This window comes from Dietzia sp. NPDC055340, from assembly GCF_053645335.1.
Genome location: NZ_JBSHML010000004.1, coordinates 171,231 through 186,953, shown reverse-complemented (window position 1 = coordinate 186,953; position 15,723 = coordinate 171,231). Strand labels below are relative to the sequence as shown.

The window sequence follows — 15,723 nt, the reverse complement described above, 5'->3', positions numbered from 1 at the left end:
CGAACGCTCTTGAGGAGGAAAGGGGGCCGGTCAGCCGGAGTTGCGTAGCGCCGTGGCCAGGCCGTTCATGGTCAGTTGGATGCCGGTGCGGACCTTCGGGTCCTCGTCTCCGGACCGGTAGCGGCGCAGCAGCTCGACCTGCAGGACGTTGAGCGGCTCGAGGTACGGGAAGCGGTTGCGGACGGACCGGGCGAGCGCCGGGTTGTCGTCGAGGAGCGTCTCGTGGCCGGTCACCGACAGCAGCATCTCGCGCGCCAGGTCGAACTCCTCCGAGATGACGCCGTGGATGCGGCGGCCCACCTCGGCGTCGGGAACCAGCGAGGCGTAGCGGCCCGCGAGATCCATGTCGGCCTTGGCCATCACCTGCGCCATGTTGGACAGCGTGGTGCGCAGGAACGGCCAGTCGGCGTACAGCCGCCGCAGCGTGGCGAGCCGCTCCCCGGGCGAGGATCCGGCAGAGGAGCTGGCAGAGGAGCCGGCCGCGCTACCCGCCGAGCCCTCGCCGTCGACCCATTGCCGCAGCGCCGTGCCCACCCCGAACCAGCCGGGCAGCATCACCCGCGACTGCGACCACGACAGCACCCACGGAATCGCCCGGAGGTCCTCGACCCCGGCGGTCTGCTTCCGGGATGTGGGCCGGGACCCGATGTTGAGCTCCCCGATCTCGCTGACCGGCGTCGAGGTGGTGAAGTACTCGATGAACCCGGGGTCGGAGTGAACCAGCGACGCGTACGCCTCGCGCCCGAGCCGCGCGAGCTCACCCATCACCTCGTAGGCCTCGCCGGCATCCTCGCCCAGTCCCTCGACGTCCAGCAGCGAGGCCTCGAGCGTGGCCGCGACCAGCGCTTCCAGGTTCCGGCGCGCCCGCTGCGGCTCGGAGTACTTGGCCGAGATGACCTCGCCCTGCTCGGTGATACGCAGCGCCCCCTGCACCGCACCGGGCGGCTGGGCGAGGATCGCGTCGTAGGAGTTGCCACCGCCCCGGCCCACCGCGCCGCCGCGGCCGTGGAAGTAGCGCAGGTGCACGCCGGCGCGGGCCGCGCTCTCGGCGAGATCGCGTTCGGCCTCATACAGCGCCCAGTTGGCGGCCAGGTAGCCGCCGTCCTTGTTGGAGTCCGAGTAGCCGAGCATCACCTCGAGCACGTCACCCTGCCCGCGCACGAGCGCCCGGAACTGCGGGATCGCCAGCGCGGCGTCGAGGATGCCGGGCCCGGCCGCCAGGTCGTCGATGGTCTCGAGCAGCGGGATGAGCCGCACGCCCGACCGCGGCTCGGCCGGATCGCCGGAGAACAGTCCCACCTCGCGCAGCAGGATCGCGGGCTCGAGCAGGTCGGACACGGACCCGCACATCGACACGATGTAGTGCGGCACCACCTCGGGCCCGAGCAGGTCCACGGCCGCGGCCGCCGCCCGCATGACGCCCAGCTCGCGCGCCGCCGTCTCGGACAGCTCCGCGCGCGGGCCGAGCAGCGGCCGGTTGTGCGACAGCTCGGCCAGCAGCAGCTTCACGCGCGCGTCCTCGTCGAGCGCCGCATAGTCCTCGCTCACGCCTGCCAGTGCGAACAGCTCGCCGAGCAGTTCCTCGTGGGACTCCGAGTTCTGCCGCATGTCCAGCGCCTGGAGGTGGAACCCGAACGTGCGCACCGCCCACCGCAGGTCACGCAGGCGCGGCGTCCGCAGCAGGTCGCCGCCGACGTCACCGAGCGCGACGTCGATCACGTCGAGGTCCGCCAGCATCTGCGCGGGGGAGGTGTACGGGGCCGGGGTGGAGGCCTCGTCGTCGTCGCCACCGGCCGCACCCACCGCCCCGCGCGATGATCCCGACGACGACAACGCCCTCTCCCGCTCAGCGAGCCGGCGCCGGACCACCCGCACGGCGCGGCGGAACGGGACGTCCTCGCGCGCCGCGGCACCCCGCTCGTCGGTCTCCGCGAGAGAGTCCGCGAGGTCTCGCAGCTCGGCGGGCACCTCCACCAGGCGCTGCGAGAGGGACAGTTCCCGCTCGAGCAGTCGCAGCTGGTCGGCGTAGTGCCGGTGCAGCAGCGCGGCGGCCTGGCCGGTGGCGAACCGCACCACGTCCCCGGTGACGTACGGGTTGCCGTCGCGATCCCCGCCGATCCACGAGCCGGGGCGCACCATGGGTCGGTCGCCGCAGCCCAGCCGTTCGGCGATCTCCGCGTTGAGTGGCGGGATCACGTCCATGAGCGTGGCCTCGTGGTACTGCAGTCCGCCCAGGACCTCGTCCTCGATGCGGGGCCGTTCGCTGCGGATGATGGCCGTCTGCCACAGGGTGAGCACCTGGCGGCGGATGTCGAGTTCGATCGCCTCGATCTCCGCCTCCGACACCCGGTCAGCGGGGCCGGTGCGCAGGGCGTCGCGGCGGCGCATGAGGTCGAGCATCCGCCGGGTGACCTGGAAGACCGTCCGGCGGCGCGTCTCGGTGGGGTGGGCGGTGAGCACGGGCGCGACGCGGGCGGTGGCGCGGACGGCGGCCAGCCGCTCGGGATCGGGTTCGGCGTCCGCCAGGCGGGCCCAGGTCGCGTCGAGATCGCCGTCCGGCGGGGGCTCGCCGGCGGCGGTGTGGATCCGGCGGCGGCGCTCCTGGTGCAGGTCCTCGGCGACGTTGGCCAGGAGCGCGAACAGAGAGAACGCGCGGATCACCGGGATCACCCGATCGGTGGGCACGTCGGTGAACAGGGCGGCCACCTCGTCGCGGTCGGCCTGCGAGCGGCGGACGGCGAACGCGGTGCGACGGGCGGTCTCCACCAGGTCGAAGACCTCGCGGCCCTCCTGTTCGCGAACGGTGTCGCCCAGCAGTGCGCCGAGGAACCGCACGTCGTCCCGCAACGGGGCGACGGCCCCCTCGAGCGGGTCGGGCCCGTCGGTCGTGACGGCCGGGGGCAGAACGGACTCGGACTGGGTGGGCTCGCTGTGGTCGGGCGCGGAGTGGTCGGCCATGGCGCCAGGGTAGGCGCGGGGTGTGACATCCGCGTGAATCCCCGGGACATCCCTGATGCGGGCCCGCCGCCAGGCGAGGACACTGGAGGCATGACGCAGCAGCCCGGATTCCAGCAGTACGGCGAGCCCACCCCCGGTGGCCCCTACGGCCACCAGCCTGGCCAGCCCGTCCCGGTCGACTCCGAACACCGCACCGCCGCGGCCCTCGCGCACGCCTCCAGCGTCATCGCCATGGTGATCTCGGCCGGGTGGCTGTCCTTCGTCGGCCCGCTCGTGATGTGGCTGATCTACAAGGACCGCAGCCCGTTCGTCCGCCAGGCCGCCGCGGGCTCGTTCAACTTCAACCTCGGCCTGTGGCTGATGAGCATCGTCGGCTGGATCTTCATCATCACGGTCATCGGCATCCCGATCGGTCTGATCCTGCTCGCGGTGTCCTTCCTCGGCCAGATCATCGGCCACGTGATCGGCACCCTCCGTGCGACCAAGGGCGAGACGATGAACTACCCGTTCCAGCTCAAGGTTCTGCGCTGAGCCGCGCGTGCTGAGCCGCTTCTGACTCCGGCCTCAGCCCAGCGCCACGTGCCGGATCGGCCCGTGCAGTGAGGTGACCAGCAGGTCGCCCGGCCCGAAGTCGCCGAACCCGTCGGCCACCAGCACGCTCGTCGCCCGCGGGATCCCGCCGACCAGCACGCACGCCTCGCCGCTGGCCCGGTCGATCCGGTACACCTCGCCGGAGGACCACGAGGTCACGAACAGCGCCTCGGCGGTGATGTCGAGATCGTCGAGCCCCCGCGGCGTGGTGGGCGGCGCGGTCAGCTCGGTGGTGGTCCACTCGCCCGGCCGGTCCAGTGGGACGGCGTGCACCACGGTCCGGTCGGTGGACTGCGTGACGTACGCGGTGTCGCCCTCGATCGCGATGCCGTTGGACACCCCGAGCGTGGCGGCCCGCGACCAGTCGTGGTCCACCTCGCCGTCCGGACCGACCCTGGTCAGCCCGGTGTCCTCGAGGCTCGTGAGGTAGCGGTTGCCGTCTGAATCCACGGCCAGCCCGTTCTTCCGGTTCTCCAGCCGGGCCTCGATGCGCGCCTCCGGCCGCTCCGCCGCGGGGTCGAAGGTGACGAGGTCGGAGCGGTCGGCGAGGTAGCCGGTGCCGGCCGCGACGTGCATGCGCCCGTCGGGACCCGGGGCGATTCCCCCGGGCGCGCGCACGGGGACGCTGGCGACCACCTCGCCGTCGTCGTCGTACGCGTCGACGCGGTCCAGGAACGTCTTCGACACCCACAGGCGCCCCTCGCCGTCGAACGCCATGTTCTCGGTCCAGCCCAGCACCGGCGGCGGGGTGGTGCCGAACGTCATCACGCGCGGCGTGGGGCCCTCGCACGCGCCGATCGGGGCCCCGGCGGAGTCCGAGGACGCCCCCAGGCCGAACGCCGCGTCCGACCCGGCGTCGAGCGCGTCGACCGAGCCCGCGTGGGAGCCCGACGGCAACGCCTCCACCGACCCCGACGCGGGCGCACCGACGGCACCCAGCGAGGTGGCCGCGCCGACCACCGCCGAGCCGAGCGGGTCGGCGGACGCGGCGCCGGTCAGAGCGACGGTGGGGACGACGACGACGGCGACACCGAGGGCCGCGATCACCGGGCGGAGAGGCTGCATGGTCCTATCTTCACACCCCGCTCACTCACACGCCGGCGGGTCGGCGGCCGTGGGTCTCGTACTGGGCGAGCAGCGCGGCGCGGTCGGCGTCGGTCAGCAGGCGGTACTCGCCGGAAGGATCCCGCAGGTAGACCTCACCCGGCTCGGTCCAGGATTCGCGACGCAGGCTCGGCTTGGAGATCTTGCGGGTGGCGGTGACCGGCATCGCCTCGAGGATCCGCACGAAACGGGGCGCCCACTTGGTACCCATGTCGGGCTGGGCGCGGCAGAACCCGCCGAAGGCGGCCGGGTCGAAGCGGGCCCCGGGTTCGAGCTGGATCGCGGCCATCACCTGGTCGCCCGTGCGGGGGTCGGGCACGGGGTACACGGCCACCACGAGCACGCCGGGGAAGCGATCGAGGATCCGCTCGATCGGGCCGGCGGAGAAGTTCTCGCTGTCCACGCGGATCTTGTCGCCGGAGCGGCCCGCGAAGTAGAAGAAGCCGTCCGGGTCCTTGTAGCCCAGGTCGCCTGAGTGGAAGACGTCGCCGATATTGCGCTCGGCGGTGGCCTCCGGGTTGCGGTAGTAGCCCTCGAACAGCGCGGCACCGCTGAGGTTGCAGATCTCGCCGATCGCCTCGGCCGCGTTGGCGAGCCCGCCGTCGGCGTCGAAGCGCGCCGGCGGGCACTCGCGACCGCGCGGGTCGAGGATCGCGACGTCCATGTGCGCCCCCGCGACCCCGAGCGCGGCGGGCGGGGTGTCGGGGGTCCGGGAGATCACCACGCCGCCCTCGCTGCTGCCGTAGGACTCGCCGGGCGTCACGCCGAACCGGCGCGCGAACTCGGCGCGGTCGTGCACGGAGGCCTCGGTGCCGAACACGATCCGTAGCGCCGTGTGCGCCTCCTCCGGCCGCTCGGGCTGGGCCAGTACGTACGACAGGGAGCGGCCGACGTAGTTGACGTAGGTGGCGCCGAAGCGCAGGACGTCGGGCAGGAAACCCGAGGCCGAGAACGTGCGGCGCATCGTGAACGTGCAGCCGACGTAGGCCGACGGCGCGAACGCGGCCATGAGGGCGTTGCCGTGGAACAGCGGCATCGCGTTGTAGGTGACGTCGCTGCGGACCAGCCCCCGGAAGTTGACCGTGCCGAGCATGGCCAGCCGTCCGGTCGAGCACATCACGGCCTTGGGCGCACCCGTCGAGCCCGAGGTGAACAGCAGGGCCAGCAGCGTGTGCGGGTCGCGCGCGGCCTCGTCCAGCCGCGGCTCGGCCCCGGCATGCGCGGCGAGCAGCTCCCGCCACCGCGCGGACTCCACTCCCACACTCCCGGCGCCACCGGTGTCCAGGCCGGCGAGCAGCGCGGCGCCGTCGTCGTCGGTGATTATCACGTCGCAGTCGACGCCGCGGATGTCCGAGGCGAGTTCCGCGCCGCGGCGCGTGGGGTTGATGCCGATGATCGTCACGCCCGCCATCGCGGCGCCGCACACCAGGAACAGGTACTCGGGCACGTTCTCCAGCAGGACGCCGACATGCAGCCGGCGGTAACGCTCGGGCCGGTCGGCGTAGGAGCCGGCGTACTCCCGCGACAGGTCACGCAGGATCTCCGCGCGTACGGCGGCCTCGGCCACGAACTCGCGCCACGACCATGACGAGTCCTCGAAGCGCAGGCCCGGGTGGTCGTCGGTCGCGCGCTCGAGCAGGATGTCGCCGAACGTCGCGTGCGGCATGGCGTGCCCGGGGTTGAAGCGTCCGGGAGTGATAGCGGCGGGGCCCATGGATCGCGAGAGTAGGCCATGGCGGGGCCGCGTGGCGGCGGATCACCCCGCATTCCTGACACCTGTCAGGGCGCCTCGGCCGCCCCGCCCCCGACCGGGGCGATACTCCACACTCGTCAGGCAGCCGCGAACCATCGGGCGCGGCAATGCGGTAAGAAAGACCTCATGGCGCTCGATCGTCGGCGTCCGGATCACCTAAGGAGCGCAGGATAGTGGCTGGACAGGACCGGAACGGCAGCGCGGGTACGAAGATCGACCGGGGGAACGACGACGACACGGTGGTCCGCAGCCGGATCGAGGGCGCCGACGGAGCGGTCACGCTGTCCGGCATCCACAACTTCCGGGACGTGGCCGGGCCCGGCTACCCGGTCACCCCCGCAGGGGCCATGGCGCGCGGGATCGTCTTCCGGTCCGCCGCGATCTCAGCCATGGGCGGCGACGTCGACGTTCTCGAAACCCTCGGCGTGACCACCATCGTCGATCTGCGCACCGAGATGGAGGTGTCCCAGCAGCCGGACGTCCCGGTTCCGGGTGCGACGAATGTGCAGGTCGACATCCTCCAGGGCAAGTCCAGCGCGGCCACCCTCATGAACTCGGGGATCGTGAGCGTCGACGAGGCGCGCGCCGAGATGGCCCAGACCTACGAGCAGTTCATCCTCGGCGACGCCGAGCGCACCGCGTTCGGCCGGGCGATCACCGCCGTGGCCGGGTCGACGGGGGCGTCGATCGTCCACTGCACCGCCGGAAAGGACCGCACGGGCTGGACCTCCGCGATCCTGCAGCTGCTCGCCGGGGTGTCGCACGAGGACGTGGTGGCCGACTACATGATCTCGCAGAAGAACACCGCGGATCTCACCGAGGCGATCATGCAGTACGTGCGGGTCAAGATGCCCCACCAGGCCGACGCGATCCAGGAGCTGATGGGCGTCGAGGAGGCCAACATGCGGCGCTCGCTCGCGGCGCTCGAGAAGGAGTTCGGTGACATCCGCCGGTACCTCGTCGAGGGTGCCGGGATGGACGGCGACGCGGTGGACGCCCTGGGGACGCGCCTCAGGTCATGATGGTCAGGCCGCCGATCGCGCCGCCGAACGCCACCGCCTGAAGCGCCACGGCGATCACGCGGCCCAGCTCGGTGCCCGCGCGGGCGTGGACCCAGGGCCCGGCCATGGTCACGGCGAAGATCATGACGACGGCCGCCACGGCCGCCAACGTCCCGGCCAGCCGCGACGCCACCAGGTAGACGGCTCCGAGCCCCGCCAGGCCACCGAGTGTGGCGGCGCCCAGTGTGTGCAGTGGGGCCGGCAGGAGCGCCGCGTCCGTGCCCGCCGCGCTGCTGTGCGCGGCGGACGGCGCCGGCGCGGGATGCTCCGGGTCGGCGTGCTCGGTGTGCTCGGTGTGCTCGGTGTCAGGCTGCGGGCCCTCCCACGCCTGCAGTGCCAGACGGTTACTCATACTTTTGACCCTACGTAGTTCTGTCGCGACGAACCTTCCACAATCCTGAAGATTGCAACCGGTGGGCGTCGCCGCAGGTCAGCACGGCGATGTGGTCAGGAGATTTCGGTCACAGCCCCCGTGGTCGAGGCGGAGAACGGACGGCTGATCCGGGCCGAGTACGCGTAGGATTCCGGGCGTCCGGTGCCGGTCGGGCCGGATGTGTGAGAGAACGGGGCCGTGAATGGGTGCGATCAGTGCAGATGGGGGATGGTTCGGACCCGGGGATGATCTCGAACGCGCGTATGACGAGGCCGAGGCGATTCTGTTGGCCGCCGAAGACCTCGACGCGGTCATGGAGGTCATCCGGGAGGCGGAATCCCCGGTCGAGGCACGGCGCGCGCTCAAGCTCGGATTCGGCTTCACCGGCCGCCAGGCGGCGCTGCTGCTGACCCTGCCGGTCATGTCCTTCACACGCTCCGAGCGCAGACGTCTCGACGACGGTCGTCGCGCACGGATGGACCTCCTGGCCGACGTGACGGGCGCGCTGCCCGCGATCCCGGCCGCCGGGTCTGATCCCGCTCCGGCGCCTGAACCCACGACACCCGCGGCGTCCTACACCGACTCCCATTCCGAAGACCCTCACTCCGCCCGCTATGCCGCCGACCCGCAGTGGGACGCCGCGCCCGCTTCCGACTGGAGCACGGACTTCGGCGCGGCCTTCGACGGCGTCCTGGCCGGCATCAGCTCCGCGATGGAGAAGCCCGAGATCGAGGCGCCGCCGCTTCTCTCGGTCCCGCCGGAGCCCGCGCCCCGGGCCGTGGCGGGCACCCCGGGACCGCCGGTCGTTCCGGCGCGAGCCGCAGCCCCAGCCGCGGGCTCGGCTGCGGACTCGGCTGCGGACTCGGCCGCGGGCTCGGCCCGCCCGGCCCGGCGCTCGATGTCGGCGCGCGAGGACGCGTCCGCCGTGTTGAACGAACAGATCGGCGAGCTGTGCGACGCGATCGCCATGATGGTCGGCGTGCGGCCACCGACCGGGGCGTGGTCCGATGACCCGCGCTCCTCGTCCGATGAGTCGGGGGCGCTGCTCGACAGCTGCGGGGTGGACGACCAGGCGGGCATACGTACCCTGCTGTGGCATCTACGTCGGACTGGTCTGGACTCCCTGGAAGGGCTGTTCCCGTTCGCCGAGCCGCTCTCGGCCGGCCAGGGTTTCGATGCGCAGTCCGTCCGGTTCGAGAGCGCGATGTCCGAGGGCGGGCTCGGGTCCCGGCCGGGCTCCGATGTTCGATGGGCTTCTCGTCTGTGGCCGATCGCCGAGCGCCGTGGCTTCGGCTACGCGGTCGTCTACGGTGACGGCTCCGACGCCGGCTCGGTCTGGGCGTACGGCGGCGACGAGCCGCTGCACCGCCTGTGGGACTCGGTGGTCGACCTGCTCGTGGAGCTGTACCAGTCGTTGACGACCGGCTCGTCCTGCGACGCGGCCGTCGGGGCTGTCGTCGACGGCCGCGTGGTGTGGACCAACCTCAGCTGAGTTCGCGCGTCACCACCGACGCCCGCGGGCCCCGGCAGAACACGAGCTCGATCCGCGACACAGTCCTGCCGGTGGCCGTGGCGAGCAATTGCGCATACGCGCACAGCTGGAGCAGGTACTCGTCGACGGTTGTCGGTGAGACGGCGACATCAGTCTTGTAGTCGACGACGGACAGCGTGCCGTCCGGCTCGTCCACGACGAGGTCCACCACACCGTCCACCGCGACCGTCGCCCCGTCGGTCGTGGTCAGGGGGCCGGCGACCGGCAGCTCGGCCCAGTGCCGCATTGTCGCGGCCCGGCGAACGGGCTCCGAGGTCAGCGCGGTTCGGGCCACCGCCACCATCTCGGCGACAGCCTCCGGCGTGCGGGCGCTGCGCAGACCCCCACTCAGCCCCAGGGCCTGAAGCTGCCCCTCGGCCCAGCCCTGCCACTCGCTCAGAGCGGCGGCGGTGTCGGCTTCCGGGTTGTGCAGCGCGGCCAGGTCCGAGTGCTCGGCCAGATAGTGCACAGCCGTCCCCACGTCGGGCCCGGCGGCGATCGGAGAACTGCGGGGCTTTGCCGGGAGTTCCTCCGCCCGCGCGGGAGCCGGGGCGAACCGCTCACGCAGGGCGGTCGCGAGCTGCTCGGGGAGGGAGGGCGTCCCCTCCGCATCGCCGGACTCCCGCTCCGCGCCGTCGAGCACGCCCAGTGTGCCGGGTTCTGCGGGGTCCGCGGGGTGGACGATACGTGTCGCTGACCAGCCTGCGCGTTCGGCCGACCGGGCGGTGATCTCACGACTGCGCTCGGCCCACTCGAGCGCGTCGGGGATGTCGACGGCCGGCACCGGTGCGCTCTGCAGCATGCCCTTCCCGTACTCCACCAGCGCAGGCGCATCGGATTCCTCGACCACCGACCCGAACAGCGATCCCCACAGTGAGAGAGGCTTGGGCTTGGCGGCCTTGGACAGTGCGTACCCGTGCCCGGACACGGCCAGGCGGCTCTCGGCCCGGGTCGTGGCCACGTAGAGAAGCCGGATCCGCTCGGCCCGCGAATGCTCCCTCTCGCGGTCGGCGGCAGCGGCGAACGCCGGGTCGCGCACGGTCGTCGAGAACCGTGCCACGGGTCGCGGCGGCTCGTCCTCGGTCCAGAGCAGTCGCGCCCGGTCGTCGGGCCATTTTCGGCTCATTCCGGCGAGGACGACCATCGGATACTCCAGTCCCTTGGACGCGTGGATGGTGGTGATGCGCACCGCATCCACGCCGATCTCGGGGATCGCCGCCTCGGGCACCCGGGCGTCCTCGGCGGTGAGCGACAGTGCCCAATCGGCGTACTCTCGCAGGTCAGCGCGGGCGGGATCAGCGGCCGATTCCTCCCACTGCCAGGCGTGCTCGATGACGAAGCGGATGCGCCGCCACAGGTCCCGACGCCGCGGTGACTCGGCAACGGATTCGAACACCATGCGGTCGTTGACGAGCCTTTCCAGCAATTCGCCTGGCCGCCGGGTCTCGAGCGAGAGCCCGGAAAGGTAGCGCATCGCCTCGGCCACGGGTGAGTCGTCGAGTTCGTCGGGTACGCGGGCGTACGGCGACCACGTGCCGCCTGCCGCATGCCAGCGCAGCAGATCGTCGTCGCCGCAGCCGAACAGCGGGGACCGCAGCGCTCCCACGAGCGAGGCCTCGTCGGCGGTGTTGGCCATGGCCCGCACCGCCAGCAACAGCTCGCGGATCTCGGGAGTCCCGTAGACGATCGACGACGCCTCGGTCCGGTAGTCGATCCCGGCGTGGTCAAGGCAGGTCTCCAGCATCGGCAGAGATCCGCGCGATGGCAGGAGGATGGCGATGTCGCCGAGCCGCAAGGGGGTCTGCTCCCCGTCCTTCGACTCGTGGGTCCAGCCCTCTCGGATCGCGGTGGCGATCACTCGTGCCACATCGGCCGCCTCGGTCCAGTGGCGCCGCTGACCGTCGTTGGCGTCGTCCGGGCAGTGCTCGGGAGCGTCCTCGGTCCGGAAGACGAACGGAGCCGGCCCGTGCTTCGGATCGTGCGCGGGCCGCGTTGGCGCCGGGGCGAGTGCGCGGTACTCGGGTTGGATCCCCTCGATCGGGAGCAGTACCTCGCCGAACACCGTGTTCACCCACTCCAACACCGCCCGCGAGCACCGGAAGTTCGTGCTCAGCTGCTCGACCTCGACGGAGGGATCGGACTCGTCGCGGCCCCCGCGGGCGCGGAGGTAGGTGGAGATGTCGGCACGCCGGAACCGGTAGATCGACTGCTTGGGATCTCCGACCGTGAACAACCGGCCGGGTTCGGAACCTGGCCCGTCTGCGGCGGCGGTGAGCAACTCCGCCAGGTCCAGCTGGATCGGGTCGGTGTCCTGGAACTCGTCGATGAGGATCCGTCTGTACTGGTCTCGGACCCGCTCGCGGACGGCGCGGTCGTGAAGCAGCTCGCGGGCCAGCACCAACTGATCGTGGAACTGCAGGGTGCCGTGGTGACGCCGCTCGTCGGCGTGCCTGCGCACTACCGGGATGAGAGCATCCAGGGTCAGCTGGATGCGGGGCCGCCAGTGCGTGGCCATGACTTTCTCGCAGATCCCCGGCAGCTGTTTGATCTCATCCTTGATGCCCTTGACCACGTCGGTGCCTCCCCAGTTGGGGCCCTTTCCACCGTTTCCGGGCCCGACGGGCTTACCCAGCAGTTCGACCCATGTGGGCGAGGATGTGGCATCGGCAAGAGCTGCGTCGAGGTCCTCCAGCCAGGTCTGGTGCTTCCCGAGGGTCTGGTACAGCAGGTCGGTCTCGTCCTGGCAGGAGTCGCGCCAGCCCACGATCGACCCGACGGCCGCGACGACCTCGTCGAGGTCGGGATTCGGCGGCAGCTGCGCGCCGTCGTGGAGAGGCATGGCCGGCAGCCGGTCCCAGTCGCGGTGCAGTGCCTCGACGACCTCACGGAACGAGGTGGGGCCCACCCCGGCGTCGAGCATGTCGTCGACGGCCCGCGCGAGGTCGCCGCCCCGGGTCGCGGTCGGACCGCTGCCGAACAGGAGGGTGGCGCACTCCTGCCAGAGGGCGTCGACGGCGGCGGACTCGGCGGTGTCCTGCTGGGCGGTGACCCGTGGCGGAATCCCGGCCTCGAGGGGGTTCTCGGACAGCAGCCGCAGTGCGAACGAGTGCAGCGTTCCGATCGCGGCCGTGTCCAGCCCCGCGAGCGCCGCGTCGGCTCGGCGGTCGCCCTTGTCCCGCTCGTCGACCAGGTGCACGCGGAGCCGGTCGCGGAGCTCAGCGGCGGCCTTCTCGGTGAACGTGATGGCAGCGATCTGGTCAATGGGCACTTCGTCGTCCAGTAACAGCGCGCTGAGCCGCCGGACCAGCGCGTACGTCTTTCCCGTGCCGGCTCCCGCCTCGACGAACAGGGTGGCGGAGGTGTCGGACTCGACCCGGTCGCGGGCGGTCTGATCGGTGAGATCGGTCATGGGCGCGACTCCGATTTGTTCTGGATCTGGTCGGCGCTCAGGAGGCCGGCGAACGCGGGATGGGTGGTCATCGGTTCTGCGGTGGAGAGCACGGCCCAGGCGTCGTCGAGGTCGGTGCCCCCGAGGATGTTCGCCAGATCGCGGGACGAGCCCCGGCCGCCCTTGAGCGGGAACCATCCGCGCTGGAGGGCGTCCACCAGGTGACCGACGTCCGCGCGAACACGGTCCAGTAGCTGGTCGGTGATCGCCAGGCTGATCTGGGTGAACTCCCCCTTCTCGGTGCAGTACCAGTACCGTGCCTCGCTCACCGGCAGGTCGCGGGCAGCAGCCGCCGCTTCGGCGTAGAGCGGCAGCTGGAACCTGGTGCCCGACTTGGTGGGGTCCTCCGTTGTCGGCTGATCGTCGTCCTCGGGCTTCCTGCCGGTCTTGTAGTCGGTCACGCGCTGGGCTCCGGACCGGTTGTCGATGCGGTCGATCGAGCCGGCGAGCAGCAGCGACGTGGTGCCGGTGGAGGTGGTCACCTCGTAGGGGATCTCGAGTACCTCGCCGGCGTCATCCGCCCGGCCGAAGCCGAGCTCGGTCGCGGTGGGGCGCCAGCCCTGGTCGGCATCGGCCGTGTCCTCGTCGAACCACCGGTCGAGCTCGGCCCGGAGCAGCAACTCGCGGCGCCGCCACAGCGAGGCGACGAGCCCGGGGGACGACGCCACAACGGCATCGCACTCCGTCTTGAGCGCGGACATCAGCAGGTCCCGGTCCGGTCCGGAACCGATCTCGATCCGGTCGTCGACGTAGCGCTGGAGGATCGTGTGGACGAGGTCGCCGTAGTCGCGTAGATCCATCTCGATCGCATCGGCGGGATCGTCGAGTGTTCGGACCCGAAGGATGGTGCTGAGGAAGAACAGGTACGGGCTCTGGGCCCAGTCCTCGAGACGGGTCGGAGAGAGCGGGCGATCCAGCACCGTGAGCAGATCCGCGGCAGTGGAGACGTCCCCGGTGAACCGGGTGAAGCGGCCCAGCCGGCGATCGGCGCGCAACTGATGCGCGCGCACGAGCAGGTCGGGTGAGTCGGCCCCGACCCGCCAGGCGGAACCGGCGAGTGTCCGGATGCGCAGTTCGGCGGAGGTCGCGGGGTCCGAACCGAGGACGGGCAGCGGGTTGAGGATGCCGTCGACGAAGGACGGCACGGCGGTGACGGTCGGACATTCCGCGACCGCCTCCTGCCAGCGGGTCGCGTGGACCTTGGCGCCCGCGAGCCGGGACAGTGTGGGCAGCAGCCACCGGGAGGGGATGCGGTCCCCGCCGCCCCGCATCGACCCCCGGGGGAAGGAACACAACCGATGCGTGGCGCCGGCGACGAGGGCCAGTTGCAGGACCCGGTACCGCTCGTCGAGTTGCTCGGAGGCGGACGGCTCGACCGCGCCCTCGGGAAGCAGCGGATCGGGTCGGCCCAGCACCGGCAGCAGGCCTTCGGCCATGCCGACCACGCACACCGTGTCCAGATCCCGTCCCACGGCGTCGTCGATCGGTCCCAACGCGACCCCTGCGCCTTCGTCACCGATGCGATCGGTGATCGGGTCAAGACGCGAGGAGATGGCGCCCACGACACGATCGCGGGTGATGGCGGGCGCGATCGTGTCCAGGTCGGCCAGCGAGGCGACGACCGCCAGCACTGCCGCACGGTCCGGGCTCTGCCGGAAGACCGCCGTCACGAGGCGATCCGCCGCCTCGGCGGTCTCCGCCCAGGACGCCGCGGTATCGATGGCTGCCAGGCCGGAGCGGATTCGCGTGATCAGGTTCAGCACGGCGGCGGCCGCCTCCCGGTCACGTTCGCTCAGCTCTGACGGTTCGACGCGCAGCGACTCGGCCAGGCGGTCCCAGTCGGCGCCTCCGATCACGGGGAAGCGCGTGCGTGTCAGTAGCTCCAACCGGCGGGAGGACACCTGCTTCCCGCTCTCATCGGTGGCGACCACGGCCCCCTCGGCCACGATCGACAGCAGCTCCGCCCGCCCCATCAGGTCGTGATCCATCTGCAGCAACCGGATCAGCGACCGGCCGGCAGCCGAACGGCCTACCCCGGAGTCGCTCGGCCCGTGAACGGCGATGCCGGCCTCGGCGAAAGCTCGGTGCAACAGGCGCTGGTAGGGATCCGGCGAGGGGTAGTACACGCCGATGCGGTGGCCCGGGATGCCGGAGGCGAGTCGCGACCGGACGAAGCGGACCACCGCCCGGATCTCATCGTCCGAATCCGAGGCGTGAAGCACGTGGGTGCCGGTCACCGCGCTCTCGGTGTCCGGCTCCGCAGCGGAGGCCAGGTGGTCCGACCCGGTGCCCGGTACCGCCTCCACCCCGCGGGCCTTGAGCGCCGCCCGCAGCCGTCGCTCGACCTCGGTCCCGCGCAGCGGCGCCGCCACGATCACGCTCCCGAGGAGCTCCAGCCGCTCAAGGGCCGTGGTGACCGCTTCGAACTGCGTGTAATACGCGGTGCCGCTCCGCACGAGGGCCTCCCGCGAGAGACGGAGTACTTCTTCGTGCAGCGGTGTCTCCGGCGCGACCGACCCGGGTTCGACTGTGCCCAGCCGGAGGCAGGCCCGGGCCACGGCCTGCCCGGTGACCGGCTCCGTGGCCACCGCCTGCAACCGGCCCGGGTCGGAGTCCAGCGCCTTGTCCACCGCGGCGGCCAGCAATGGCAACGGCAGGGCGGCCCGTGGCGCCAGAGCGGGAGCCGCCAGCTCGGCGACGACCTGCGCCGCGGTCCGCACCGCCACGTTGGCCGCGCCGCCCGACAGGGCCAGTGCCCGGACGAGGTCCCGAGCCGCCCCGAACGACGGCACGATCACGGTGATGCGGGAGAGAGGATCGCGCGCTCGGACACGACGAACCGCGTCCGCGACTGCGGTGGAATGGGCCTGGAATCCGGTCACAAGGCCATGGTGCCCCACGGGT

9 protein-coding genes are annotated in these 15,723 nt (G+C 71.7%); 3 read left to right on the top strand and 6 right to left on the bottom strand.

Annotated elements, in window-relative coordinates; translation table 11 throughout:
* Positions 1 to 30 precede the first annotated feature (30 nt).
* Positions 31 to 2,958 carry a phosphoenolpyruvate carboxylase gene (gene ppc / locus ACWIFB_RS04240; protein ID WP_454057417.1) on the bottom strand — a complete coding sequence of 976 codons (2,928 nt, stop codon included), beginning with the start codon at positions 2,956 to 2,958 and terminating at the stop codon, positions 31 to 33.
* Positions 2,959 to 3,048: 90 nt separating this feature from the next.
* On the opposite strand from ppc, the gene ACWIFB_RS04235 reads away from it, so the two are divergent.
* Positions 3,049 to 3,489 carry a DUF4870 domain-containing protein gene (locus tag ACWIFB_RS04235; protein WP_454057416.1) on the top strand — a complete coding sequence of 147 codons (441 nt, stop codon included), beginning with the start codon at positions 3,049 to 3,051 and terminating at the stop codon, positions 3,487 to 3,489.
* A gap of 33 nt (positions 3,490 to 3,522) precedes the next feature.
* Here the strand turns inward: ACWIFB_RS04235 and ACWIFB_RS04230 are convergent, their stop codons facing one another.
* Both ACWIFB_RS04230 and ACWIFB_RS04225 read right to left on the bottom strand, forming a co-directional pair.
* On the bottom strand, positions 3,523 to 4,614 hold the full coding sequence (locus ACWIFB_RS04230) for an SMP-30/gluconolactonase/LRE family protein (protein WP_454057415.1): 1,092 nt from the start codon (positions 4,612 to 4,614) through the stop codon (positions 3,523 to 3,525).
* A gap of 25 nt (positions 4,615 to 4,639) precedes the next feature.
* Positions 4,640 to 6,367, bottom strand: a complete 1,728-nt coding sequence (locus tag ACWIFB_RS04225) for an AMP-binding protein (protein ID WP_454057414.1) — start codon at positions 6,365 to 6,367, stop codon at positions 4,640 to 4,642.
* Positions 6,368 to 6,579: 212 nt separating this feature from the next.
* Between ACWIFB_RS04225 and ACWIFB_RS04220 the strand changes: the two genes are divergently transcribed.
* Entirely contained in the window at positions 6,580 to 7,428 is an 849-nt protein-coding gene (locus ACWIFB_RS04220; RefSeq protein WP_452100938.1) for a tyrosine-protein phosphatase, read from the top strand.
* Here ACWIFB_RS04220 and ACWIFB_RS04215 read toward each other — a convergent pair.
* The gene (locus tag ACWIFB_RS04215) at positions 7,418 to 7,819 is read right to left on the bottom strand and encodes a hypothetical protein (RefSeq protein ID WP_452100937.1); all 402 of its coding nucleotides are present in this window, start codon (positions 7,817 to 7,819) and stop codon (positions 7,418 to 7,420) included. The two genes, ACWIFB_RS04220 and ACWIFB_RS04215, sit on opposite strands and share 11 nt — an antisense overlap.
* Before the next feature lie 223 nt (positions 7,820 to 8,042).
* On the opposite strand from ACWIFB_RS04215, the gene ACWIFB_RS04210 reads away from it, so the two are divergent.
* Positions 8,043 to 9,332, top strand: a complete 1,290-nt coding sequence (locus tag ACWIFB_RS04210; RefSeq protein WP_452100936.1) for a DNA gyrase subunit A — start codon at positions 8,043 to 8,045, stop codon at positions 9,330 to 9,332.
* Here ACWIFB_RS04210 and ACWIFB_RS04205 read toward each other — a convergent pair.
* Both ACWIFB_RS04205 and ACWIFB_RS04200 read right to left on the bottom strand, forming a co-directional pair.
* Positions 9,325 to 12,780 carry a UvrD-helicase domain-containing protein gene (locus ACWIFB_RS04205; protein WP_454057413.1) on the bottom strand — a complete coding sequence of 1,152 codons (3,456 nt, stop codon included), beginning with the start codon at positions 12,778 to 12,780 and terminating at the stop codon, positions 9,325 to 9,327. The genes ACWIFB_RS04210 and ACWIFB_RS04205 overlap by 8 nt on opposite strands.
* Positions 12,777 to 15,701 (bottom strand): PD-(D/E)XK nuclease family protein, encoded by a 2,925-nt coding sequence (locus tag ACWIFB_RS04200; protein ID WP_454057412.1) that lies wholly within the window; start codon positions 15,699 to 15,701, stop codon positions 12,777 to 12,779. The genes ACWIFB_RS04205 and ACWIFB_RS04200 overlap by 4 nt, the downstream gene beginning before the upstream one ends.
* Positions 15,702 to 15,723 lie beyond the last annotated feature (22 nt).

Coding starts and splice junctions, on each gene's coding strand:
- ACWIFB_RS04210 (WP_452100936.1), top strand. CDS start 8,043: ATGGGTGCGATCAGTGCAGATGGGGGATGGTTCGGACCCGGGGATGAT.
- ACWIFB_RS04205 (WP_454057413.1), bottom strand. CDS start 12,780: ATGACCGATCTCACCGATCAGACCGCCCGCGACCGGGTCGAGTCCGAC.
- ACWIFB_RS04225 (WP_454057414.1), bottom strand. CDS start 6,367: ATGGGCCCCGCCGCTATCACTCCCGGACGCTTCAACCCCGGGCACGCC.
- ACWIFB_RS04215 (WP_452100937.1), bottom strand. CDS start 7,819: ATGAGTAACCGTCTGGCACTGCAGGCGTGGGAGGGCCCGCAGCCTGAC.
- ACWIFB_RS04230 (WP_454057415.1), bottom strand. CDS start 4,614: ATGCAGCCTCTCCGCCCGGTGATCGCGGCCCTCGGTGTCGCCGTCGTC.
- ppc (WP_454057417.1), bottom strand. CDS start 2,958: ATGGCCGACCACTCCGCGCCCGACCACAGCGAGCCCACCCAGTCCGAG.
- ACWIFB_RS04235 (WP_454057416.1), top strand. CDS start 3,049: ATGACGCAGCAGCCCGGATTCCAGCAGTACGGCGAGCCCACCCCCGGT.